Consider the following 23,678-nt stretch of genomic DNA (forward strand, 5'->3'; position numbering starts at 1 on the left):
ACCCTGCACGGACCTCAGAACCCGATCCGCAGCTCGGTCTCCCGGTCGAACAGGTGGAGGTCCTTCACAGGCAGGAGGATGGGGACGCTCGTGCCCGGGGTGAGACGCGCTTCGGGGGGCTGGCGGGCGATGAGTTCGAGCCCTCCCACCTTGAGATAGACCAGCACGTCCGTCCCTGTTTCTTCGACGAGGTCGATGGTGGCCAAAAGCCTGAGCCCGTCGCGGCTGGCACCCTCGCCGATCACGATCCGGTCGGGGCGAATGCCCACAGTCACGGCATGGCCCGGAGATACCGGCAGGCCCGTGGCCTCGAGCGCCACCGGGGCGATGTCCGCGAACCCATCGAGCTGCAGCGTCCTTCCGGCGCCCTCCCCGACAATCGTGCCCGCAAGGAAGTTCATCGGCGGCGAGCCCACGAAACGGGCGACGAACACGCTCGCCGGCCGGGCGTAGATCTCGGCTGGCGTACCGAACTGGGCCACCTCGCCCTTGGCCATCACGGCGATGCGGGTTGCCAGCGTCATGGCCTCGGACTGGTCGTGCGTGACATAGACGGAGGTCGCCCCCACGCGCTGATGCAGCCGCTTGATCAGCGCCCGCGTCTCGAGCCTCAGTTGCGTGTCGAGATTGGAGAGCGGCTCATCGAAGAGAAAGATTTTCGGGCTGCGCACCAGCGCCCGGCCGATCGCCACGCGCTGGCGCTGCCCGCCGCTCAATTGCGCCGGCCGGCGATCGAGCAGATGCTCGATCTGGAGCGAGGCCGCCACCGTCTCGGCCGCCTTGCGGCGCTCGGCCCGCGGCACGCCGCGCACCTCCATCGAGAAGGTGATATTGCGCGCCACGCTCATGCTGGGATAGAGCGCGTAGGACTGGAAGACCATGGCGATGTCGCGGTCCTTGGCCTCGACATCGGTGATGTCCCGGTCATCGATCCGGATGCTGCCGGCGGTGGCGCGTTCGAGCCCCGCGATGACGTTGAGCAGCGTCGATTTCCCGCAGCCAGAGGGCCCCAGGAGCACGAGAAAACCGTTGTCCTCGACCTCGATATCGACGCTTTTCAGCACGTCGACGACGCCGAACGACTTCCTCAGCCCCGAAATGGAAAGCCGCGTCATGGTTCAACCCTTGATGGAGCCAGCCGTGAGCCCGCGCACGAAGAAGCGCCCCACGAACAGGTAGACGATGAGGACGGGCAAGGCGGCGATGAGCGAGGCCGCCATGTCGAGATTGTACTGCTTGACCCCGAACGTGGTGTTGACGAGGTTGTTGAGTGCCACCGTCACCGTCTGCGAGGCGCCGGTGGTGAAAGAGACCCCGAACAGGAACTCGTTCCAGATGCCGGTGAACTGGAAGACCACCGAGACCATGGCGATGGGCCAGGAGATCGGCACCATGATCTGGAAGAAGATGCGCCAGAAGCCGGCGCCATCCATATGCGCCGCCCGCACGATCTCGCTGGGTACCCCGACATAATAGTTGCGGAAAAACAGCGTCGTGAAGGGCAGGCCATAGACGGTGTAGATCAGGATGAGCCCATAGATCGAATTGGCCAGCCCCAGCGCGCTCAGCGTCTGCGCGGCCGGGATCAGCACGGCCTGGAGCGGCAGGAAGCAGCCCAGGATGATCAGCACCATGATGGCGTCGGCGCCAGGAAAGCGGAACTTGGTCAGCGCATAGCCATTGATCGCGCCCAGAAGCGTCGAAAGCAGCGTCGCCGGTATAGCGATCACCAGCGAATTGCGGAAATAGGGCTGCAGCCCCTCGCAGACGGCCGCGATACAGGCTTGGCTCCAGGCGGCCCGCCAGGCATCGAGGGTGAGCGTCTGCGGGATGCCGATGATGCCGGCGCTGCGGATTTCCTCGATCGGGCGCAGCGAGGTCAGCACCATGACCGCGAGCGGGGCCAGAAAGAACAGCCCCAATATGCCCAGCACCACATAGAGCATGGCCCGCGTGGCGGGGCGGCGGGCAGCCACCATCTCGGATGGGTTGAGATCAGCGGGCATCGCTCTTGCGGAACTCCCAGACCACATAGGGCAGCACGATGATGGCGGCAAAGACGAGGATCGAGATCGCGCCCGCCGCTGCCATGCCCAGCTGGTTGCGCTGGAAGGCCATGTCGTAGACGAAGGTGGAGGGCAGCGCCGAGGCATAGCCCGGGCCCTGCGCCGTCATCGCCACCACCAGGTCGAACGTCTTGAGCGCAAAGGCTACCAGCAGCACGCCTGCGCTGATGAAGGCGGGGCGGATGGCCGGGATGATCACCGACCAGTAGGTCCTGATCGGGCCCGCACCATCGAGTCGCGCCGCCTTGACCATCTCGCCGTCGACGCCCCTCAGCGCCGCGAGAAACAGCACCGAGACGAAGCCGGCCTGCTGCCAGACGGCCGCAACCACGATGGCGTAGATCACCGTTTCGGAGCGGATGATCCAGTCGAAGGCGAAACCCTCCCAGCCGGCCGAGCGCATGAAGGCTTCGACGCCGGTTCCGGGGTTCAGCAGCCATTTCCACGCAATGCCGGTGACGATCAGCGACACGGCGGCGGGATAGAGGAAGATGGTGCGCAAGGGTGTTTCCCCGCGCACCTTCTGATCGAGCAGGATGGCGATCAGCAGCCCCACGGCGAGCGTGACGACGACATAGAGCGCGGTGAAGGTCACGAGGTTGCCCGCCGCCACCAGCCACCGGTCCTGACCCCACATCCGCTCGTAATTGCGCAGCCCCACGAGGGCGAAATCGGGCACCATGCGCGAGGCGGAGAGCGAGACATAGGCTGTCCACAGCGCGAAGCCGTAGACGAAGATGAGGATCGCCAGCAGCGAGGGCGAAATGGCGAGCCAGGCCGGAGCGTGCCGGCCCAGACCGGACCGGCCGCGCCCGAACCTGCCCGCGCCCCCGCGCGGGTGCGGAGCAGGCTCGACACGCAGTGAAGACTGGCTCACCGTTGCCCCGGACTATTCGGTGGCGTCGCGCAGGGCATCGGCGAGGGTTTCAACGCCCTCGGCCGACGACATGTCCGAGTTGAAGAACGCCGTCGCGGTATCGATCACGGCGCCGCGCACCGAGGCGATGTTGACGGTACCGCCCTGCACCGACGGCACCAGCGTGCCATCGGCGTCAGCGGCGGCCAGATACTCGGCTGCCTTGATGGCGCAGGCGTCATAGCTCGAAAGGTCGAGCCCCTTCACCGCCGGCACGGAGCCCTTGGCGAGGTTAGCCGCAAGCTGCACTTCGGGTTCGAGCAGCACCTTGGCGAGAAGCTCCTGTCCCGGGCTGGCGGCGGGGTTGTTCTGCTGCTTGCTGAAAAAGCTCAGCGAATTGACCACATAGGCATAGCCGCCCGGCTGGTCGCGCGGCGCGCCCGAGCACAGGATGTCTTGGCCAAGCGCAAGCCCGGCGGCGCTGAATTCGCCCTTCGCCCAGTCGCCCATAATCTGGAACGCAGCCTCGCCATTGGCCACCATGGCCGAGGCCAGGTTCCAGTCACGCCCCGAGAAATTGGCATCGACATAGCCGCGCAGCTTCCGGAACTGGTCGAATACGGCCAGCATCGTGTCGCTGCGCAAGGTGTCCTGATCGAGCTCGACAAAGGCCTTGCGGAAGAATTCGGCGCCTCCGACCCCGATCGCCACCGCCTCAAACAGGATTTCGTCCTGCCAGGACTGGCCGCCATGGGCCAGCGGGGTGATGCCGGCAGCCAGCAGCGCATCGGCTGCGGCGTTGAACTCCGCCCACGTCTCGGGCATCTCGAGCCCGTTATCGGCAAGCAGCTTGGCGTTGGCCCACATCGAGTCGAACCGGTGCACAAAGAGCGGCACGGCGATGTATCGGCCATCGAGCTTGATGGTGGGCAGGAAGGCGGCCGGCAGGATCTCGTCCCATTTGTTTTCGGCGGCAACGGCTTCGAGATCGACGATATAGCCGGCACGGGCCCATTCGATGGCATCGGAGGCCTTCGGGATCGCCGCGCCGGGAGCATCGCCGGCGAGCGTGCGCGAGCGCAGGACCTGATCGTGAGCGTCGCCGCCACCTCCGGCCACGGCCTGGTCGATCCAGACGCCACCCTGCGCCTCGAAGGCCTTGCGCACTTCGGCGACGGCCGCGGCTTCACCGCCCGACGTCCAGTAGTGCAGGAACGAGACGCTGTTGTCCTGGGCCGAGACCGGCAATGCGATGAGCGCAGAGAGCGCCGTCGCAGCCATCAGGCCAGATTTCGATCTATCCACGAGAACCTCCCCTACATGTCGGCATGCCAGCTTTCAGCTGACCGTTACGAGCCTTCGGAGGCTGTCTCTGGTCATGAAAAATGTCAAGCGCTTACATTTTGGCCTTGATAGATTCATATCGCCTTTTTCAGCCTGTTCTTCTTGACCGCGTGGCACAGCTGATGGTCTCTTCAGGCGATTCGTGTAATCGCTTCCATGAGGCTTGCGATGGTCTGGAGCGCAGAGACTTCCCACCCTCCCGCACAAAGGGATGCCGGGGGCGTTCCGGTGACGGCGCTGTTCGATGGGGTGCTCAAGAGCGAATTTTCCGCCTATCACCACACGAGCCCCGATGCGCTGCGCGCGGCCCTCGGCCCTGCCGCGACGGCGGAAGCGCCCTTCACCGACAGCAGTTGTTTTCTCGTCGAGACCTCAGAGGGGCTGGCGCTGATCGATGCCGGCTCCGGGCCGCATCTGGATGCGACCGCCGGCCGTCTCGAGGGGCATCTGCGCGATCTGGGCATCGCCCATGAGGCGATCGGCTTCGTCATCATGAGTCACCTGCATGCCGATCATGTCGGCGGGCTCGTCGACCGGGACGGCGCGCGGATGTTTCCTAAAGCCCGGATGCTGCTCCATGCCGAGGAGGCTGCCTATTGGTCGCGCGCAGAACCCGGCGCCGCCGGCGATCACCATCCGGCCGATCTCACCGGACTGGCGCTCAAGGCCTATGGCGAGACCGCGACGACCTTCACCGACGGCGCGGAAATCCTGCCCGGCATCACCGCCATCCACCTGCCCGGCCATACGCCGGGTCACAGCGGCTTTCTCATCGGGCAGGGCGCGCGCCGTCTCTTCATCTGGGGCGATGTGGTGCACCTGCCAGAGGTGCAGCTGGCCCATCCCGAGATCACCACCATTTACGACCATGATCCCGCCGGCGCCGAGGCCAGCCGCCGCCGCGCCTTTGCCATGGCGGCCGACAACGGCCTCACGGTCGCCGGCATGCACCTGCGCCAGCCCCCCTTCGTCCGCCTCGAACGCCGCGCGTCAGGATATGCGCACCATGGTGTCGGTCAGACGGGAACAACCTGACGACGGTGGCCAAGAGCCTATCGATGTCGGCTTGCTCGGCGACGTGAGCGTGCTCAAGCGCCGAAGTAAAGCGCCGCCGGGTTGTCGACGAGGCAGAGGTGGCGGGCCGCGTCGCTAGGGAGCCAGGACATGACGGTGTCGAACAGCCTCGCATCATCGGGGTAATCGGCGGTCCGGCGGGCCCCGTTATGCGGCCAGTTGGTGCCCCAGATGATGCGCTCGGGCGCATGGGCGGCGATCACGCGGGTGACCGCCGCGATATCCTCATAGCCCGGCCCGCCGGACCTCGAGGATTCGTAGCAGCCGGCGAGCTTGTAATAGCAGCGACCGGTATCGAGCAGGCGCTTGACGCAATCGATCTCTGGATCGTCGGGGCGGATGCCCGCGAAGAACTTGCCGTGGTGATCCAGGATCCAGCGGCTCGAAAGGCCGGCCAGCAGATCCTCATGGGACAGGATGGTGCTGCCATCGAACTGCACCGCCAGGCACCAGCCATAGTCGCGCACATGGCGATCGACCTCTGCGAGCCGGTCGAGCCCGACAGCGCCACCCGCCAGGTCCATGATCCGCGCGCCGACGATGCCCGCGTCGGCGAGGCGGCGCATTTCGGCCGGCGGCGTCTCGCGGGTGACGACGCCGACGCCGCGCGCACAAGCACCCATGGCCGCAATGCAGGCCAGCACATTGGCGTTGTCCAAACCATGGGCATTGCCCTGCGTGATCACCACGCGCTCGATGCCGAGCCAGGCCATCACCTGGCGATAGGCATCGGGGCCGGGCGCATTCTCGGGCAGGGGGATGAAGCCGGGCGCCGAGGGAAAGCCGGGCATGTAGACATGCATCTGCGTGTCGATTGTGCCGGCCGGTGCTTTTGTCTGCGGCGGCGCGCCCGAAAAGCTGCGCTCGATCATGCCCTGAGCCTGAAATGGTCGAGCGCTTCGCGGTCGATCTCAATCCCGAGGCCCGGACCATCGGGAATGGCCACCACGCCCGCGACAGCCTCGATGGGCCGGGTGACGATCGCCTGGCGAAACGGGCTGTGGGTGCGGTCGAACTCGAGAATGGGCTCGATCGGATCGACCCGCGGCGGGTTGGGCGGCAAGGCCGCCATGAATTGCAGCGCGGCGGCGATGTGCACGGCCGTGCCCCACACATGGGGAACGAGCCGCACCCCATGGAGGGCGGCCATGTCGGAGATGCGGCGGGCTTCGGTGAAGCCGCCGGTTCCGGCCAGGTCCGGCTGGATGATGTCGATGGCGCGCGTCGCGATCGGCTCGCGCATGGCCCAGCGTGCATGCCAGGTCTCGCCACCGGCCACCGGAATGGGCTGGCCGGCGCGGACGGCGCGATAGGCATCGAGCTGTTCGGGCACCACAGGCTCCTCAAACCAGTCCACCCCGAGCTCATGGGCGCGCTGGCCGAAGGCGATGGCTTCGAGCACGTCATAGCCGTGATTGGCATCGACCATGAGCCGCATGTCCTCGCCCACCGCGTCGCGCACCGCGCGCAGCACCTTGAGGTCGTCCTTAACGCCAAAGCCGATCTTGATCTTGCCGGCGTGGAAACCGGCGGCGCGATGGCCCGCCATTTCGCGGGCATTGTCCAACACGCGGTCGACCCCGTCGCGCTTGAACGACCCCGTGGCATAGGCACGTACGCTCTCGCGGAAGCGGCCGCCCAGCAATGTCGAGACCGGTACGCCGAAATGCTTGCCCTTGATGTCCCAGAGCGCGATGTCGATGCCCGAGAGAGCGGTAATGGTCAGCCCGCGCTGGCCCTGGTCGCGCAAGGCGTTGTAGAGGGTGAGCCAGATCTTCTCGGTTTCGAGGGGGTCGGCACCCACGAGCCAATTGGCATAGGCGGCCACTACGGCCGCGTTAGGCAGGGCCGGGCCGAGGCATTCGCCCCAGCCCACCGTTCCGTCCTCACACACGATCTCGACCAGGCAATGGGTCCGCCGATCAAAGCGCATGCTCGCACTGGCGAAGGGCGTATCGAGTCGATGGTCGAGAATGTGAGTGTGGACGGAGGCGATCTTCATTCCGAAACGCTCTCGATGAGCTTGGCCATCATGCTCATTTCCTCGGGGCTGAGATCGACCAGCGGCGGACGCACCGGGCCTGCCTCGAAGCCGCGCAGCCTCACGCCGGCCTTGACGGCCGATACCGCATAGCCCTTGGAGCGATTGCGGATGGCCATGAACGGATAGAAGAACTGCTTGAGGATGGTTTCGCATTCGTCGCGCCGTCCGGCACGCAGGGCCTTGTAGAACCTGACCGACAGGTGCGGCACGAAATTGAACACCGCCGAGGAGTAGGTGGTGAAGCCGGCAGCCAGGTAGGATTCGGCGAACAGCTCGGCCGTGGGCATGCCCCCCAGATAGGTCAGGCGATCTCCCATCGTGGCGGTGATCTGGCGCACCATGCCGATATCGCCGGTGCCGTCCTTGAAGCCGATGAGATTGGGGCAGGCATCGCAGAGACGCTGGAGCGTCTCGGGCTGGATGACGGAATTGTCGCGGTTATACACCATCACGCCGATGCCGATGGCATCGCAGACCGACTTGACGTGCTGGAAGAGGCCCTCCTGGGGCGCATCCATCAGGTAGTGGGGCAGCAGCAGGATGCCGTCGGCGCCGGCCTTTTCGGCATCGCGGGCAATGCCCTTGGCCACTTCCGTGCCATAGCCGCATCCCGAGACGATCGGCGTGGCGCCGGCCGCAGCCTTCGCCGACTTCACGATCGGGCCGACTTCTTCGGGCCGCAGGGAGAAGAGCTCGCCCGTGCCCCCGGCAGCGAACAGCGCGGCCGCCTCGTAGCCCGAGAGCCAGCTCACATGCTTTTCATAGGCATCGGGATTGAAGGCACCATCGGCGGAGAAGGCCGTGACGGGAAAGGACAGCAGGCCCGATCCGAGCACGTCCTTGAGTGTGTTGGGGTCCATGCGTGCGCTCCTCGACAGTCAGAACCGGTAAGTTGCCTCTCACCTACAATTGGGTCTTACATGTGTCAATTGTTATCTTACAAGTTAGGCGGTCGCACCCCGCAGCAGCGCCCGGTATCGCTGCTGGCTGCCACTCAGATGCTGCCGCATCGCGTCACGCGCCGCCGAATCGTCGCCGGCGGAGACCGCCTCGGCGATGCTCTGGTGCTCGGCAAGGATGGAATGGAGATAATTGGGCGCCACCGGCGCGTCGGTGCCCGGCTCGGCCTGCACGGCCCGGCGCGGAATAGCCGACTTGCCCAGAAGATCGAGAAATTCGGGAAAGCGCGGATTGTTCGTGGCCTCGGCGATGGCCCTGTGAAAGGCGAAGTCGGCATCGGCCGAACGCACGCCCTGCTCCACCTGCTGCACCAGCGCATTGTGCGCCCGGAAGATCTCCTCCTCCTGCATGGGTGATCGGCGCAGGGCAGCGAGCCCGGCGGCTTCGATCTCCACCGCCGAGCGCAGTTCAAGTGTCTCCAGCATCGATGAAATTCGCGCCTGGTCGATAGCCTTGAAAGCAAAAGACGTCGCGGCTGTGCGGGCGCGGACGAAGACACCCGCCCCCTGGCGCGATTCGAGCACGCCATCGGCCTGCAGGCTCGCCACGGCTTCGCGGATCACGGGCCGACTGACCGAGAAGCGGGCCGAGAGTTCCGCCTGGGAGGGCAGCTTTGCCCCGATGTCGAAGCGCCCCGCGGCGATGTCGCTGCGCAGCTCGTCGATGACCCGCCCGACCAGCCCGCCGCGCGCGCGGCTCTCCACACTCTGGACTGGGGACATGATCGATCTCCACGCTGACCACCAACCCTAGCGCAAGGCTATCTTACAGGAAAGCCAGATTTTCGCTCACTCATATTACAAGCATTGACATGTAAGCTGTCCACCCATAGTCTCACCGTGGGATGACACAGGCTGCGGCCGCGATATGCGTGGGATAACCGGGATATCTGCCCGGATCGGCTCTGCGGCGCTGGTGGTCATGAAAGGGAGGTAATATGACTTTGGGTACCAAGAAGAACTGGTCGAGCGGCATCCTTGCCCTGACCATGACGGCAGCCATCGCCGGATCGGCCGGCGCAGCCGAGGGCGAACTGGTGATCGCCCTGCCCTCCGCGCCGACCTCGGTCGACGCCTGCGACGACAGCACCAACGCCAATGCGCGCGTGCTGCGCGGCAATGTGGTCGAGGCCCTGACCCGCCTCAATCCCGATGCCGGCGGCGAAGTTCTGCCTCTGCTGGCCACGGAATGGACGCGGGTGGACGACACCAACTGGCTGTTCACCCTGCGTGATGGCGTGACCTTCCATGATGGCGCCAAGCTCGATGCCGAGGCGGCCGTCTATGCCATCAACCGCATCATGAATGCCGAGCTCAACTGCAATACCCTGCCGCTCATCCGCACGCCCACCAAGGCGTCGGTGGAAAGCGAGATGGTCGTGCGCATCACCACCGAGGCGCCCGATCCGATCGTTCCCGCGCGCATGGCCTATATCGACCTGCCCTCGCCCAGCACCCCGCTCAACGCCAAGGCCGAAACGCCGGTGGGAACGGGCCCCTATAAGTTCGTGTCGCGCGATCCGGGCCAGTCCATCGTGCTCGAGGCCATCGACGGCTACTGGGGCGAGCCCGTCGCCTTCGCCAAGGCCACCTATGTGTGGCGCGGCGAGCCGACGATCCGTGCCGCCATGGTCAAGACGGGCGAAGCCGACATCGCCATCGACATTCCCTATCACGAGGCGCAGGGCCAGCCCAACGCCCAGGAATACTCCACCAACAGCGTGTTCTTCCTGCGCCCCATGATCCAGAAGGCGCCCTTCGATGACCTGCGCGTGCGCCAGGCGCTCGTTTCGGCCATCGACAAGGACCTGCTGACCGAAGTGCTGATGGAGAACTCGGCCACGCCGGCTTCCCAGCTCGTCAGCCCGCTGATCAATGGCTACCTGCCCGACTACGAGGGCCTCGGCTATGATCTCGATAAGGCCAAGGCCCTGCTCGCCGAAGCCAAGGCCGATGGCGTGGCCGTCGACACTCCGATCGAGCTGATCTCGCGCACCGACCTGTTCAGCGGCGTCGGCGAGGTGTCCCAGGCCATCCAGCAGATGCTCGAGGCGGCCGGCTTCACGGTCAAGCTCGTCTCGGTGGACTCGGTCGCCTGGAGCCCCTGGGCCCGCAAGCCCGATTCCCTCACCCAGCCGGTCAACCTGCTGACCGTGACGCACGACAATATCTCGGGCGACGCCTCGATGTCGTTCCCGACCTATTTCGGCACCGAAGCGCGCCTCAGCATGTCGACGGATGCCGAACTGCACGCCCGCCTGATGGAAGCCGCGACCCTCGTCGGCGAGGAGCGCACGGCCGCCTATCGCGCCATCGCCGAAACGGCCTATGGGCAGGAGATCATCGTACCGATCGCCGCCCTGCAGAGCCGCCTCTTGACCTCCGGCAAGGTGTCCTACGAGGCCAATGGCTTCACCGACATCGAGATCCACCTCTCGGACGTGACGCACAAATAACAGCGCCACGGCCTCATCGACCGGAAGACAGAAATGCTGAAATTCCTCAGTGTGCGGTTGACCACCAGCCTTGTTGCGCTGCTCGGCGTGATGGTGATGGTGTTCTTTCTCGCACGGCTCACCGGCAGTCCGGCGGCCCTCTATCTTCCGGTTGATGCCACCGATGCGATGGTCGAGGCCTTCAATCGCCAGAACGGTCTCGACCAGCCCCTCCTCGTCCAGTTCACCAACTTCGTCAGCAATGCGCTGCGATTCGATTTCGGGCAGTCCATCGCCCAGCAGCGCCCCGCATCGGTCGCGGCGCTTTCAGCCATGCCGCAGACCATCCTTCTGGCTGCGATCTCGATGGGGCTGACCCTGCTGCTGGCCATTCCGCTCGGCACCTTCGCCGCCTTGCGCCCCAATTCGGCGATCGACCGCGCCATCACGACCTTTTCGCTGTTTGTCGCGAGCATTCCCGATTTCTGGTTCGCCCTGGTGTGCGTGCTGGTCTTCTCGGTCAATCTGGGCTGGCTGCCCACGTCGGGCCAGGGCAGCCTGCTCTCCTGGATCCTTCCGGTCGCCACGGTCATGCTGCACCCGGTGGGTGTCATCACCCAGGTGGTGCGCGGCGCCATGCTCGAGACGCTTAACGCCGGCTACGTGCAGAATGCACGGGCCCGCGGATACTCCTGGAAGCGCCTTGCCTTCCGGCATGCCCTGCGCAACGCCGCCCTGCCCATCATAACCATTGCCGGGGACCGCGCCGGCGGCATGGTCAACGGCGCCGTCATCGTCTCGGCGGTCTTTGCCTGGCCCGGCATCGGCCAGGTGCTGGTCGACGCCGTCTACAACCGCGACTTCGCGGTCATCCAGGCCGGCGTGTTCGTGGTGGGTATCGCCGTGATCCTGCTCAATATCCTCGTCGACCTCATCTATGCGGTGGCCGACCCCCGCATCCGGATTTCCTGACATGGCCATTTCAGACCTCGCCGTTACGCGGCCCGCGCGCTCGAGCGGCAGGATCGGAGAGACACTGGCGCAACTCTCCCGCTCTCCGCTCGCCTTCATCTCGGCCATCGTGCTCGTGGCGCTGGTGCTCGTCGCAGTGATCGGGGCGCCGCTGCTGCGCGATTTCGCCAATACGCAGAATCTGCGCCTGCGCTTTTTCCCGCCCTTCTCGCTCGAGCATGGCTGGGGCTATGTGCTGGGTGCCGATGCCCTGGGCCGCAGCATCCTGGCCCAGCTGATCGTGGGCGCGCGCACCAGTTTCCTCGTTGCCGGGGCCACCGTCGCGGTCGCTTCGATCACCGGCATGACCATCGGCATGGTCAGCGGCTATTTCGGCGGCATTGTCGACGCCGTCCTGATGCGCATCAGCGACATCATTGTCACTGTGCCGTCCCTGCTGCTGGCACTGGCCGTGCTGTTCGTCCTCGAGCCCAGCGTCGTCAATCTCGTGCTGGTGCTCGCCATCGCCCGCCTGCCGGTCTACCTGCGCGTGTCACGGGCGCAGACCCTGGAGCTGCGCGAGCGCGTCTTCGTGGAATCCTCGCGTGCGCTCGGTACCAGCGACGCCGCCATCATCTGGCGCGACATCCGCCCGCTCGTCGTGCCGACGGTCATGACCGTGGCCATGCTGGAACTGGCGAGCGTCATGCTGGCTGCCGCCGGCCTCAGCTTTCTCGGGGTCGGCCTGCAACGTCCGGACGTCGACTGGGGCACGCTGGTTTCCGAGGGCCGCGAATATCTGACGCGGGCCTGGTGGGCGACCGTTTTCCCCGGCACCGCCATCCTCATCACCGCCCTTAGCGCCAATCTCCTGTCCAACTGGATGCGGGCCAATGCCGATCCGTTGCAGGCTGCCGCCATGGAGCCGACCTCATCGCGCGAAGAGGCGGCCCGGTCATGACCGCACCCTCCCAACCGCTGCTCGAGATTGCCGGCCTCAAGGTCCAGTTCGGCCAGACCAAGGCCGTGCGCGGCATCGATCTCAGCGTGATGCCGGGCGAAGCCGTCGCCGTGCTGGGGGAATCCGGCTCGGGCAAGAGCGTCACCGGCAAGGCCATCATGGGCCTCATCAACCGGCCCGGCCGGGTCGAGGGGACCGTGGCCTTCGAGGGCCGCAATCTCGTGGGCCGCAGCGAGCGCGACCTCGCCGCCATCCGTGGACCGGGCATCGCCATGGTGTTCCAGGATTCCCTCGATGCGCTCAATCCGGTCTATTCGGTGGGCAACCAGATCATGGAAATCCTCACGGTCCGGCTCGGCTGGGACCGTGGGCGCGCCCGTGAGGAAGCCATCCGCCTCATGGAGCAGGTGGGGATCAAGGAGGCGGAAACGCGGCTGGGCGACTATCCGCATCAGTTCTCGGGCGGCATGCGCCAGCGCATCTGCATCGCCATGGCCATTGCGCTCAAGCCGCGGCTGCTCATCGCCGATGAACCCACGACCGCGCTCGACGTCACCGTCCAGGCCGGCATCCTGAGGCTGATCAACGCACTGCGCCAAGAGAGCGGCATGGCGCTGCTCTTTGTCACCCACGATCTGGCCGTGGCGCGGCAGGTCGCGACCTCGCTGGTGGTGATGTATGCCGGGCGGGTCGTCGAGCGCGGAAAGATCGACGAGATCTTCGCGCGGCCCAGCCATCCCTATACCCGCGCGCTGCTCGCCTCCAATCCGGGGGCGGTGGCCCACTGGTCGCAATTGCAGCCCATTGCCGGCAACCCGCCCGACAAGGCCACAAAGGTCACAGGCTGCGCCTTCGCACCACGCTGCCCGCGCGCCGAGCCCAGATGCCGCGCCGAGGCGCCAGAGTTGAGGGACGTCATGCCCGGCCGGCAGAGCCGTTGCCACTTTGCCGAGGAGGTCGCCCATGTCTGATCGCGGCCGCACCAAGGTGCTCGAAGTCGATCGCCTGACCAAGCATTTCGGGCAGGCGAAGGCGCTGGACGATATCAGCTTTGACATTGCCGAAGGCGAGATCCTGGCGGTGGTCGGGGAGTCAGGATCGGGCAAATCCACCCTTGCCCGCACCATTCTGGGACTTCTGGACGCGACGGCGGGCGAGGTGCGCTATCGGGGCACCAACCTCTTGACGCTCGATCGGCGCCGCATGCGCCAGACCCGCCAGCACATCCAGATGATCTTCCAGGACCCCTATGCCTCGCTGCATCCGCGGCGGCGGGTGCACGAACTCGTTTCGGAGCCCTGGCGCGTTCATCGCGGCGTGGTGGAGCGGCCCCAGTGGCGCAGCCGCGTCGCCGAACTGCTCGATCAGGTCGGGCTGCCCCAGAGCTATGCCGATTACTATCCGGCGCGGCTCAGCGGCGGCGAACGCCAGCGCGTCGCCATTGCCCGCGCCCTGGCGCTGGCGCCGGACTTTCTCATTCTCGATGAACCGGTCTCGGCCCTCGATGTCTCGATCCAGGCCCAGGTCATCAAGCTTTTGATGACCCTGCAGCTGCAGTTCGGGTTCACCGCCATGTTCATCTCGCACGACCTGGCGCTGGTCCGGCTGATCGCCAGCCGCGTCATCGTCATGTATCGCGGCCAGATCGTGGAATCGGGTGACACGCGGGCCATCTTCGAGGCCCCCGCCCATGATTATACGCGGCTGCTTTTGTCGTCCTCGCCTTCGCTCGAAGGCCCCTCCGCTGTTGAAAGCCGCTAAGTCCATGCGCGTACTGGTCGACTGGGACATTCCTCCCGAAGAACGTTCCGTCCTTTCCAACTGGCCTGCCGGTCTCGAGATCATCGAAGGGGGCAGCAGGCTTTCGGGGGAGAACAAGCTGGCGCTGGCGCCGAGCCTCGATGTCCATACCGGCCTGATGCGCACCGCGACCCGGCCGTTTCTCGAGGCCGCCACGCAGCTCAAGCTGGTGAACCTCACCGGGCATGGCGTCGACCTCCTGCTGCGCGACGGCATCCCCGACCTGCTGACACGGCGCAACATCCGTCTCGCCACCGCCGATGGCGGCGATATCGCCATCGCCGAATACGCCATCATGGCGATGATCATGCTGTCGCGGCAGGTGCTGCGCGCGCACGCAACGCTGACCGATCTTGGCCGCTGGGAGGGTCGCCGGGGGCCGGAACTGCATGGCGCCACCCTTGCCATCGTCGGCTATGGCAGCATCGGGCAGGCCACTGCCAGCCGCGCCGAGGCGATGGGCATGCGGGTCGGCATCGTGACGCGCACGCCCGACAGCTATGCCGATCGGCCGCATGGGCGCGCCTTCGCCTATCGCTTCGAGGAGATCGAGAAGGCCCTCGTGCAGGCCGACTATGTGCTGATGACGGCGCCGCTCACCGCCACCACCTATGCCATGTTCGACGCCCGCCGCCTCGCGACGATGAAGCGGGGAAGCCATCTCGTCTGCATAACGCGCGCACCCGTCATCGAGCAGGCCGCTCTGTTCGAAGCCCTGCGATCCGGCCACCTCGGCGGAGTTGCGATGGATTGCTGGTGGCATGAGGAAGAGGACGGGACGGGACGGGACGGCTATCCCGCCGACCTGCCGTTCCATCAGTTCAACATGCTGATGACCCCGCATTATTCGGGCACCACTTTCGGCACGCGCCAGCGCGCGCTGGCCCTTGTGGGCGACAATATCGGACGGCTCATGCGCGGCGAGGCCCTGCGCAACGAGGTGTCCCATCACGATCTCAAGACAATGGCAGGTGCAGCATGAGTGAGACGACGCGGACCGACCGCGATTGGGAAATCGCGCGACTGGGGATCAGGACGTTCACCTACACGTCCTTCATCCGCCGCGGCTTCGGCCACTCCCACCCGGCCCCGCCCAACGAGGCCCGCCAGACGCTGTTCGAGATCGAGACGCGCGGCGGCGCCAAGGGCTATGCCTTCGGCCTCTCGGCAGAACTGGTCGAGCGCACGCTCAAGCCGATGCTGATCGGCGAGAATGCGCTTTATCGCGAAAAGATCTGGCAGAAGCTCTCCGAACTGCAGCGCGGCAACGGCTCGACCCTTTCCGATGCGCAGATGGCGCTCGTCGACGTCGCCCTCTGGGATCTCGCCGGCCGCGCCTTCGGCCAGCCGGTCTACAAGCTGATCGGCGCCTTCCGCGACAAGATCCCGGCCTATGCCAGCACCATGTGCGGCGACCATGACCTCCCCGGCGGCCTCAACTCGCCCGAGGCCTATGCCGATTTTGCCGAGCAATGCCGCGACGAAGGCTACACCGCCTTCAAGATGCATCCCTGGATGCCGCCGGTTCCCGGCGCGCCCTCGGTGGACCGCGATATCGAGATGTGCGTCGCGGTGCGCAAGCGGGTGGGCGACAGCATGCAGCTCATGCTCGATCCCTACCATCAGTACAGCCGGCAGCAGGCCAAGAGGATCGGCCGCGCCATCGAGGAACTGGGCTTTTTGTGGATGGAAGAACCCATGCGCGAGGCCAGCGTCAGCTCCTATCAGTGGCTGTGCAACGAACTCGACCTCGACATCTGCGGCCCAGAGACGGCGCCCGGTCAGATCTGGACGCGCGCCGAATGGATCCGCGCCGGCGCCTGCGACATCCTCCGCACCGGCGTGCTGGACGTGGGCGGCATCACTCCGGTGATGAAGACCATCCACCTGGCCGAGGCCAATGGCATGTCCATCGAGTTGCACCAGAACGGCGCCGCCACGCTGCACACGCTCGGCGCCATGCAGATACCGGGGCGCTATTACGAGCGCGGCCTGCTGCATCCGCTGATCGACTACACCAAGCGTACGCCCTGGCTCGCCACCATCGACGATCCCATGGATGCCGATGGCAATGTCCACGTGCCGCAGGGGCCGGGCATGGGCTGGGACATCGACTGGGACTTCATTGCGGCCAACGAGGTCAAGTGATGCGCGTCGGGATCGTGGGCACCGCGTTCGGCGAAACCCGCTGCAAGATGATCGCCGAGACGCCCGAGGCCAGTCTCACGGTCGTCTGCGGACGCGACCCCGACCGCACCAGCGCGCTGGCGGCCCGCTATGGGGCGGCGGCCGAAACCAGCTGGGAGCGGATGATCGGGCGCGACGACGTCGATGTCGTGGCGGTCTATACCTCCACCGACCTGCACGGCCCCATCGCCGCGGCTGCGGCCGCTGCCGGCAAGCATGTGATCGTCTCCAAGCCGACGGCGGTGACCCTCGATGAGGCCCGCGCCATGCTGAGGGCGGCGCGGGCGGGCGGCGTGCAGCTGGTCGTCGAATTCGACACCCGGTATCTCGCCGCGCCCTATCGCATCCACAAAGCCATCGCCGAGGGGCGGCTGGGCCCGCTGATCCAGGGCGAATATGCCAACAAGTGCCTGCGCGGGCAGGATTACTACGACGAGGGCTCCGGCTGGCGCGGCAAGGCCGAGATGGGCGGGGGGTGCCTGCTCAACCAGGGTGTGCACGCCATCGACCACATGCTCTGGTATCAGGGCCGGGTCGACAGCGTGATGACGCTCTCGGGCACCTATGCCCATGACATCGAGGCGGAAGACGCCGCCAGTGCCGTCGTCCGTTTCGTCGATGGCTCCATCGCGACCCTCAGCGTCACGACCACCTTCGCCTCCGGCCTGCCGGCCGGCCGCTATGGCGGGGGCGGCACGCTCAAGCGGGCGCAGGTCCATGGCCGCGATGGCGCCGCGACCGTGGAAGGCAATGAAGTGACGCACTGGTCCATCGAGAGCCCCGCATCTTCGCCGGCGCTGCCGGATCACCCGCCGCTCAATGTGTTCCAGGATCTCGCCTGGTCGCTTGCCGACCCCGACCGCCGCTCCACCACCCTGGTAAGCGGTCTCGAGGCCCTCGAAAGCGTCTACCTCACCACCGCCCTTCGCCAGTCGGCCGCAACGGGTGCGCCGGTATATCTTGCGAGCCTCGGCCATGGCGCCGACTGAGGCCATCGCCGCCGACATCCCCGTCGCCCTCAACGCCGATCTCTCGGTGAATGCACACGAGACCCTGGCGCTGGCCCGGCATGTGCGGCTGGGCGGCATCGGGTCGCTGGTCGTGGCGGGCAACGCCAACCTGCAATCGATGAGCCTCTCGCAGTTCGAGGCGATCGTCGAGCTCGCCGAGACCGCCGCCGCGGCCGGCCCGGTGACGATCGGCCTCGGCCCGGAACTGGGGCGCATGCTCGACCAGGCCGGCATCGTGGGGAAAAGCGCGCTGCGCTCGGTGCTCGTCCTGCCCATCATCGCGCCCGCTGATACGCATGGCACGGCCGATGGCATTCGCCATATCGCCCACCGCCTCGGCCATGGGGTGATGGTGGACCTTATGCGCGACAACCACCTCCGGCCGGTGACCTTACGCAAGCTCGTCGATGAAGGCGCGGTCACCGCCGTGCGCTACCGCAACAGCGTCGCCAATCCGGGCGACGACTATTATCTCGAGCGTGTCCTCGAGATCATGGGGCCCGCCTGCGTGGTCTCGGATGCGGGCGAAGGCGCGCTTTACGATCATCTGCATGTGCGCGGCATGGCAAGTACCAGTTCCGGCATCGCCGCGCTGACCCCCAGGCTCCTGCGCAGGATCGTGGGGCTCATGCCCACCCAACCCGATGCAGCCGCCGCCCTCATGGCACCGGTCCTCGAGCTCATGCGCATCCGCGCCATGCTGGGGCCCGTGCAGGTGCTGCACGATGCCGTCACCGAGGCCGGCATCGCCGCCATGGGCCCGCAGATGCCGATGGTCTCGCGCGTCAAGGACAAATATCGCCTACCCTTCACCGCCGCCATACGCACGCTCCTCAAGGCCGAAGCCGCCCTCTAGCCGCTTCCGAGGGGGAAGTGCCTGCCGCCCCGCATGGAACGTCCCGAGGCCCGCGAACTTGTAACGGGCAGGGAGGGTTTCGTGATGAAGCGATCATTGATCTGGGCGCTCGCCGGGCTCTGGCTGATGACTGCCGGCGCATCGCACGCCGCCGAGTGGGTAAGCCATACCGATGCGGCATCGGGCTTTTCGATCGACGTGCCGGGCGACTTCATCGCCGAGGATCGCGGAGACCGGTTGTCGCTGCAGTCCGGTGACGGACGGGTCCAGATCGATGTGTTCAGCGCCGTCTATGGCAATGACATGTCGTTCGCCCAGTTCGCCGAAAGCATCGCTTCGGCCGATCCGCGGCGGGTCATCACCTACCGGGCCGGCGGCGACAGCTGGTTCGTCGTTTCGGGTTATCTGGATGCCGACGGCAGTGCGGGAAACACGATCTTTTATGCCAAGTTCATGTCCAACCGCGCCCGCGACACTGTATCGGCGTTCGAGATCAGCTATCCTGCCGAACTCCGGGACGCGATGGACGGCCTCGTCACGCGGATGGAAAAGAGCCTGACCTCGCCCCGCACCTGAGAGTGCAATCAGGGACGGGCGTCGATCGCCTCGGCTCCGAGCGCGCGCGCCGTGAACCGCTCGGCGCTGTCCAGCCCGAGCCGCTGCCGCAGAGCGGCGATTTCGGCAACGCGGCCGGCATTGTCCTCGGCAAGCGTGCCATCGGCCATCACGAGCCCGTTCTCGAAGCCGACCCGGACATGCAGCCCCAATGCCAGCGCGGCTCCCAGCAGGCGCGTCTCGGTCGCACCGAACGCGCAGAGCATGATTTCGGCGTCGCGGCGGCCCAGCGCCGAAACGAAGTCGACGAGTTCGCGTGGGCCGGCGTCGCGGCCCTCATAGGCGCCCGCAACGCAGAGGATGGCCGGGCGGGCGGGCGGCAGTCCGGCGAGCAGGGCATCGAGCCGTAGGAGGTCGCCGGGGCCATAAACGATGTGCTGGATCGCGACGCCGGCCTCGGCCATCTCGCGATAAAACCCGATGGCCGCCGGCAGGTCGAGCGCCAGTTCACGCACCGCGCATGAGGCGAAAGGCGGCAGGAGCGCCCTCAGCATCGCCATCTGCGCCTCGGGCGCATATCGCCCCGCCGCCTCGGATGTCACCTGCACGACCATCCCGGGCACGCGATCTCTGGCCTCGGCCAGAAGCTCGCGATAGGCACCGGCATCGAGCCAATGCCCGCCCAGGCCGTCGCGCACATGCACATGGGCGGCATCGGCGCCCTCGGCGCGGCAGGCCACGAGGCACGCGATGGTCTCGGCGATGCTCATCGGCAGGTTTGGGTGATCGCTCTTTAAGCGCCTCGCGCCATTGGGCGCCACCATGATGATGCTCATCGGCGCGACCCCGGCGTCATGGCGTGGTGCGCGGATGAAGGCCGCTCATCACCACGCGCATCTGCCGCTCGAAGGAATCGAGGGAGGCTTCGAGATCGAGCCTGCGCTCGACGAGAAATCGCCGCACCTCGAACTGGAAGACCGCGAAGACGAGGTTGCCGATGGTTTCGGCACTTTCCTCGGCCCGGATCACGCCGGCATCGATGTTCTTCTGGATGATGGCGACGATCAGCTTCAGGAGCCGGCTGCGGATGGCGTGGAAGCGCACGGACTGCGATCCGGCATCGTAAAAATACATCTCGCGCAGGGCATAGCGCGAAATCTCGGGCCGTCGCGCGTAATGCATCAGGTGCAGTTCGGCGATGATCATGAGGTTCTCGACCATCGTCTTGCGCCCCGAGACCGCCCGTTCCGCCTCGATGAGCACGAATTCGAGGTCGTCATTATAGATCAGGAACAGCAGGTCGCGCTTGTTCTCGGCATAGACGAACAGGGTGCCGAGCGCGACGCCGGCCAGCCGCGCGATCTCGCGGGTGGTTGCTTCGTCATAGCCCTTGGTGAGGAACAGGGCGAGCGAGGCATCCTTGATCTTCTGGAGCTTGTCGGCCTTCTTGCGCTCGCGGCGCGACATGTCCAGGGCCGATTTCTCGCCATCCTCTGCTGAGGTCATCTCGTCTGCCACATCCAGGGTCATCGCCCGTGCCCGCCTGCCGAAGCGCTGTCCGAAAGCCCTAGCGCCTTGCCGGTCTCGAAGTCAAAGAGGTGCAGCTTTTCGAGCACGACGCCCCAGTCGGCTGTGCCATTGGCAAAGGCGCGATCGCTCGAGCAGCGGGCCACCAGCGGCTGCGTGCTGCTGCCGCGCGGCAGGTCGGCGGCTGCAACCGGATCGACATCGCGCACGATATCGAGCGCCGAGGGGGTTCGCAGGGGTTCGGTCCAGAGTTCGAGCTGCACCAGCTGTTCGGGGGGAATGAGTTCGGAGCCGACGATCTCGAGCCTCAGGGCCGGAAGCGTTGCGGCCCCCTCACCAGGTGGCACCAGATGCTCGGGGCGGATGCCGGCGATCACCTGCCGGTCGCGATACCGCGCAAGCCCGAGCCGCATCACGAGCGCCGCCGGCAGGGCGAGGGACTGCCCGGCGATGACGAGCGCGAGGCCGTCGGCCGTCGCGGCCAGGGTCGCGGGCAAGAGGTTCATGGCGGGCGAGCCGACAAAGGCCGCCACGAAGATGTTGCTGGGCCGCTCATAGAGTTCGAGCGGCGTGCCCACCTGCTGCAGCACGCCCTTGCGCATCACCGCGATGCGGTGGCCCATCGTCATCGCCTCGACCTGATCATGGGTGACATAGAGCGTCGTCACCCCCAGCTGGCGCTGCAGGCGGGTGATTTCGGCCCGCATCTGCACCCTGAGCTTGGCGTCGAGGTTGGAGAGCGGCTCGTCCATGAGGAAGGCCTTGGGGCGGCGCACGATGGCGCGGCCCATCGCGACGCGCTGGCGTTGCCCGCCCGAAAGGTTCTTGGGGCGGCGGCCCAGATGCTCCTCGAGCCCCAGTATGGCGGCGGCGCCTTCCACCCGCTTGCGGATTTCCTCGCGCGAGAGCTTCTGGTTCTCGAGCGGAAAGGCGATGTTCTCGAACACCGACATGTGCGGGTAGAGTGCGTAGTTCTGGAACACCATGGCGATGTCGCGGTCGCGCGGCTCGAGCGCGTTGACGACCTTGCCGCCGATGCTGAGTTCGCCCGACGAGATATCCTCGAGCCCCGCAGCCATGCGCAGCGCCGTGGTCTTGCCGCAGCCCGAAGGCCCGACGATGACCATGAACTCGCCCTCGGCGATCTGGAGGTCGAGGGCGTCGACGGCCTTGGTGCCATCGGCGTAGAATTTCGAGACTTGGTTGTAAACGACCGAGGACATGGCGGAATCCCGCTCCGATCTAGCTTTTGATGCCGCCCGTGAAGCCCTGCATGAAGCGACGCTGGGCAAACAGGTAGAAGGCGAGGATGGGTGCAATCGAGATGCAGACGGCGGCGAACACCATGTTCCAGCGGGCGGTGAATTCGCCCACAAAGCCATACATGGCCACCGGCAGGGTCTGGGCCGAGCTGCCGTTGAGGAAGATCAGCTGCAGGAAAAAATCGTTCCAGACGATCATCCCGGTCATGATGGCGACGGTCGCCGTGACCGGCCGCAGCAGCGGAAACACGATGCGGAAGAAGATCTTGCCGCGTCCGGCGCCATCGACCTGGGCGGCTTCCTCATAATCATGGGGCAGCGCGCGCATGAAGCCGGCATAGAGAAAGACCGCCATCGGCAGCAGCAGCCCGGTAAAGAGCACGATCATGCCGATCTGGTTGCCCACGAGCCCGAGGCTCCTGAGGCTCGAGAACAGCGGCACGATGGCCATCTGGTAGGGCAGGATGATGCCGACCACGAAGAAGACGTAGAGCAGGCCCCCGATGCGCTGGGTGTTCCGCGCGATCACATAGGCCGTGAGCGAGCCCAGAAAGATCAGAAGGCTGACCGTGCCCACGGTGACGATGACGCTGTTGAGGAGGGCCTCGCCCAGCCCCACGCCGCCCGTGCCGCGCCAGGCCTCGGCAAAATTGCCCAGGACGATGGTCGAGGGGAAGCTCATGGGGGCGGTGAACACCTCCATGTCGGGCTTAACCGCCACGATGGCGAGATAATAGAACGGGATGCACCAGACGAGGGCGAGGAGGATGAACAGGACCTCCCGCACGGCCGCCAGCGGACGATAGCGCGTGCTCTCCATCACAGCCTCTTTTCGCGTGCGCGCAGCACGGCCAGTTGCACCGCCGAGACCAGGAGGATCAGCACGGTGAGGATGAGCGCGAAGGCCGCGCCATAGCCGAACCGGCCATTGACGAAGGTTTCCTTGAAGATCGCGGTTGCCAGCGTTTCGGAAGCGAAGCCGGGGCCGCCGCGGGTCAGGGCCATCACCTGGTCGAAAGCGCGCAGCCCGAGAATGGTGGTCATCGAGATGCTGACCGTGGCGGCCGGCGCGAGGAGCGGAAAGGTGATGCGCCAGAACCTACGGCTGGCCGTCGCCCCATCCACCGATGCGGCCTCGTCGAGCTCGACCGGGATCGATTGCAGGCCGGCAAGGTAAAAGGCCATGCACAGGCCCGAGAACTGCCAGATCATCACGAGGCAGACCGACCAGAGCGCGATATTGGGATCGCCGAGCCACACCTTCTGCAGGCTTCTCAGCCCCAGATTGCCCAGCATGGCGTTGAGCGGGCCGCGGGCATCGAGGATGAACTGCCAGATATAGGCCACTGCCAGCGGGCTCATCACCACCGGGGCAAAGAACAGGCTGCGCAGCGCGAAGCGCGATCTGAGCGTGCGGTGCAGCCCGATCGCCAGCCCCAGTCCCACGACATTGCAGCCGACGACGAAAACGCTGGCCAGCAGCAGCGTGTTGACGAGGGCCCCCAATGCGTTCCGGTTGCCCAGGATCTCGACGAAATTGGCAAGGCCGATGAAGCTGGGCGCGGAAAGCCCGTTCCAGTCGGTAAAGGCATACCAGGCCCCTGCCACCACGGCGACGTAGTGGAAGAGCAGGCAGAGCACGATGCCGGGAATGGCCCAGGCGAGCGGGGCCCGCTGGCTGAGGCGGATGCCGGCAAGACCCGCGGCAGGCCGGGGCGGAGAGAGGGAGTGGGACACGGGGCGAACGATCCTGGTGCGCTGCGGCAAGGCGGGCGCCCTCAAGGAGCGCCG

24 protein-coding genes are annotated in these 23,678 nt (G+C 66.1%); 11 read left to right on the forward strand and 13 right to left on the reverse strand.

Going from position 1 to position 23,678, the window contains the following annotated elements:
* Window positions 1-14: 14 nt before the first annotated feature.
* From BT183_RS10360 to BT183_RS10375, 4 genes are read right to left on the reverse strand one after another with little or no spacing between them, the layout of a single operon-like run.
* Entirely contained in the window at window positions 15-1,115 is a 1,101-nt protein-coding gene (locus BT183_RS10360) for an ABC transporter ATP-binding protein (protein WP_072342442.1), read from the reverse strand.
* Window positions 1,116-1,118: 3 nt separating this feature from the next.
* Window positions 1,119-2,006, reverse strand: a complete 888-nt coding sequence (locus BT183_RS10365) for a carbohydrate ABC transporter permease (protein WP_072342445.1) — start codon at window positions 2,004-2,006, stop codon at window positions 1,119-1,121.
* Entirely contained in the window at window positions 1,996-2,943 is a 948-nt protein-coding gene (locus BT183_RS10370) for a carbohydrate ABC transporter permease (RefSeq protein ID WP_244545304.1), read from the reverse strand. Before BT183_RS10370 ends, BT183_RS10365 begins: the two co-directional genes overlap by 11 nt.
* A gap of 12 nt (window positions 2,944-2,955) precedes the next feature.
* A complete protein-coding gene (locus tag BT183_RS10375) occupies window positions 2,956-4,227 on the reverse strand; it encodes an ABC transporter substrate-binding protein (RefSeq protein ID WP_244545305.1) in 1,272 nt (423 codons plus the stop codon).
* Between the two features lie 267 nt (window positions 4,228-4,494).
* Between BT183_RS10375 and BT183_RS10380 the strand changes: the two genes are divergently transcribed.
* Entirely contained in the window at window positions 4,495-5,301 is an 807-nt protein-coding gene (locus BT183_RS10380; protein ID WP_072342451.1) for an MBL fold metallo-hydrolase, read from the forward strand.
* A 53-nt stretch (window positions 5,302-5,354) separates the two neighbouring features.
* On the opposite strand, the gene BT183_RS10385 is transcribed toward BT183_RS10380, so the two are convergent.
* From BT183_RS10385 to BT183_RS10400, 4 genes are all read right to left on the reverse strand, one after another.
* Window positions 5,355-6,212 (reverse strand): amidohydrolase family protein, encoded by an 858-nt coding sequence (locus BT183_RS10385; protein WP_072342453.1) that lies wholly within the window; start codon window positions 6,210-6,212, stop codon window positions 5,355-5,357.
* The gene (locus BT183_RS10390) at window positions 6,209-7,342 is read right to left on the reverse strand and encodes a mandelate racemase/muconate lactonizing enzyme family protein (protein WP_072342456.1); all 1,134 of its coding nucleotides are present in this window, start codon (window positions 7,340-7,342) and stop codon (window positions 6,209-6,211) included. Before BT183_RS10390 ends, BT183_RS10385 begins: the two co-directional genes overlap by 4 nt.
* Window positions 7,339-8,244 (reverse strand): 5-dehydro-4-deoxyglucarate dehydratase, encoded by a 906-nt coding sequence (kdgD, locus tag BT183_RS10395; RefSeq protein ID WP_072342459.1) that lies wholly within the window; start codon window positions 8,242-8,244, stop codon window positions 7,339-7,341. Before kdgD ends, BT183_RS10390 begins: the two co-directional genes overlap by 4 nt.
* Window positions 8,245-8,328: 84 nt before the next feature.
* Window positions 8,329-9,066 carry a FadR/GntR family transcriptional regulator gene (locus tag BT183_RS10400; RefSeq protein WP_072342461.1) on the reverse strand — a complete coding sequence of 246 codons (738 nt, stop codon included), beginning with the start codon at window positions 9,064-9,066 and terminating at the stop codon, window positions 8,329-8,331.
* A 215-nt stretch (window positions 9,067-9,281) separates the two neighbouring features.
* Between BT183_RS10400 and BT183_RS10405 the strand changes: the two genes are divergently transcribed.
* The 10 genes from BT183_RS10405 to BT183_RS10450 all read left to right on the forward strand — a co-directional run bounded on the left by BT183_RS10405 (window position 9,282) and on the right by BT183_RS10450 (window position 19,119).
* Window positions 9,282-10,799: an ABC transporter substrate-binding protein gene (locus BT183_RS10405; protein WP_072342463.1), complete on the forward strand. Its 1,518-nt coding sequence runs from the start codon at window positions 9,282-9,284 to the stop codon at window positions 10,797-10,799.
* Window positions 10,800-10,832: 33 nt separating this feature from the next.
* Window positions 10,833-11,750 carry an ABC transporter permease gene (locus tag BT183_RS10410; RefSeq protein WP_072342466.1) on the forward strand — a complete coding sequence of 306 codons (918 nt, stop codon included), beginning with the start codon at window positions 10,833-10,835 and terminating at the stop codon, window positions 11,748-11,750.
* Between the two features lies 1 nt (window position 11,751).
* Complete coding sequence (locus BT183_RS10415; RefSeq protein WP_084603443.1) at window positions 11,752-12,690, forward strand: ABC transporter permease; 939 nt, start codon at window positions 11,752-11,754, stop codon at window positions 12,688-12,690.
* Window positions 12,687-13,661, forward strand: coding sequence for an ABC transporter ATP-binding protein (locus tag BT183_RS10420; protein ID WP_072342468.1), 975 nt, complete (start codon window positions 12,687-12,689; stop codon window positions 13,659-13,661). The genes BT183_RS10415 and BT183_RS10420 overlap by 4 nt, the downstream gene beginning before the upstream one ends.
* Complete coding sequence (locus tag BT183_RS10425) at window positions 13,654-14,451, forward strand: ATP-binding cassette domain-containing protein (protein ID WP_072342470.1); 798 nt, start codon at window positions 13,654-13,656, stop codon at window positions 14,449-14,451. Before BT183_RS10420 ends, BT183_RS10425 begins: the two co-directional genes overlap by 8 nt.
* A gap of 4 nt (window positions 14,452-14,455) precedes the next feature.
* A complete protein-coding gene (locus tag BT183_RS10430; RefSeq protein WP_072342472.1) occupies window positions 14,456-15,472 on the forward strand; it encodes a 2-hydroxyacid dehydrogenase in 1,017 nt (338 codons plus the stop codon).
* Window positions 15,469-16,638 (forward strand): mandelate racemase family protein, encoded by a 1,170-nt coding sequence (locus BT183_RS10435; protein ID WP_072342474.1) that lies wholly within the window; start codon window positions 15,469-15,471, stop codon window positions 16,636-16,638. Before BT183_RS10430 ends, BT183_RS10435 begins: the two co-directional genes overlap by 4 nt.
* Window positions 16,638-17,666 (forward strand): Gfo/Idh/MocA family protein, encoded by a 1,029-nt coding sequence (locus tag BT183_RS10440; protein WP_072342477.1) that lies wholly within the window; start codon window positions 16,638-16,640, stop codon window positions 17,664-17,666. Before BT183_RS10435 ends, BT183_RS10440 begins: the two co-directional genes overlap by 1 nt.
* Window positions 17,653-18,543: a hypothetical protein gene (locus BT183_RS10445; RefSeq protein ID WP_072342478.1), complete on the forward strand. Its 891-nt coding sequence runs from the start codon at window positions 17,653-17,655 to the stop codon at window positions 18,541-18,543. The genes BT183_RS10440 and BT183_RS10445 overlap by 14 nt, the downstream gene beginning before the upstream one ends.
* An 84-nt stretch (window positions 18,544-18,627) precedes the next feature.
* Window positions 18,628-19,119 (forward strand): hypothetical protein, encoded by a 492-nt coding sequence (locus tag BT183_RS10450; RefSeq protein WP_143145761.1) that lies wholly within the window; start codon window positions 18,628-18,630, stop codon window positions 19,117-19,119.
* A gap of 8 nt (window positions 19,120-19,127) precedes the next feature.
* Here BT183_RS10450 and BT183_RS10455 read toward each other — a convergent pair whose 3' ends face one another.
* Genes BT183_RS10455 through BT183_RS10475 form a run of 5 tightly spaced genes read right to left on the reverse strand, consistent with a single transcriptional unit; the run spans window position 19,128 to window position 23,624 of the window.
* Window positions 19,128-19,934, reverse strand: a complete 807-nt coding sequence (locus BT183_RS10455) for a 3-keto-5-aminohexanoate cleavage protein (RefSeq protein WP_072342482.1) — start codon at window positions 19,932-19,934, stop codon at window positions 19,128-19,130.
* Window positions 19,935-19,950: 16 nt separating this feature from the next.
* Complete coding sequence (locus BT183_RS10460) at window positions 19,951-20,628, reverse strand: TetR/AcrR family transcriptional regulator (RefSeq protein WP_084603445.1); 678 nt, start codon at window positions 20,626-20,628, stop codon at window positions 19,951-19,953.
* Window positions 20,625-21,848 (reverse strand): ABC transporter ATP-binding protein, encoded by a 1,224-nt coding sequence (locus BT183_RS10465; protein WP_072342483.1) that lies wholly within the window; start codon window positions 21,846-21,848, stop codon window positions 20,625-20,627. Before BT183_RS10465 ends, BT183_RS10460 begins: the two co-directional genes overlap by 4 nt.
* Before the next feature lie 19 nt (window positions 21,849-21,867).
* Window positions 21,868-22,707: a carbohydrate ABC transporter permease gene (locus BT183_RS10470; protein ID WP_072342486.1), complete on the reverse strand. Its 840-nt coding sequence runs from the start codon at window positions 22,705-22,707 to the stop codon at window positions 21,868-21,870.
* Window positions 22,707-23,624 (reverse strand): carbohydrate ABC transporter permease, encoded by a 918-nt coding sequence (locus BT183_RS10475; RefSeq protein WP_244545306.1) that lies wholly within the window; start codon window positions 23,622-23,624, stop codon window positions 22,707-22,709. The genes BT183_RS10470 and BT183_RS10475 overlap by 1 nt, the downstream gene beginning before the upstream one ends.
* Window positions 23,625-23,678 lie beyond the last annotated feature (54 nt).

Origin of the sequence: Devosia enhydra (assembly GCF_900119845.1) — a bacterium.
Taxonomy (GTDB): domain Bacteria; phylum Pseudomonadota; class Alphaproteobacteria; order Rhizobiales; family Devosiaceae; genus FPKU01.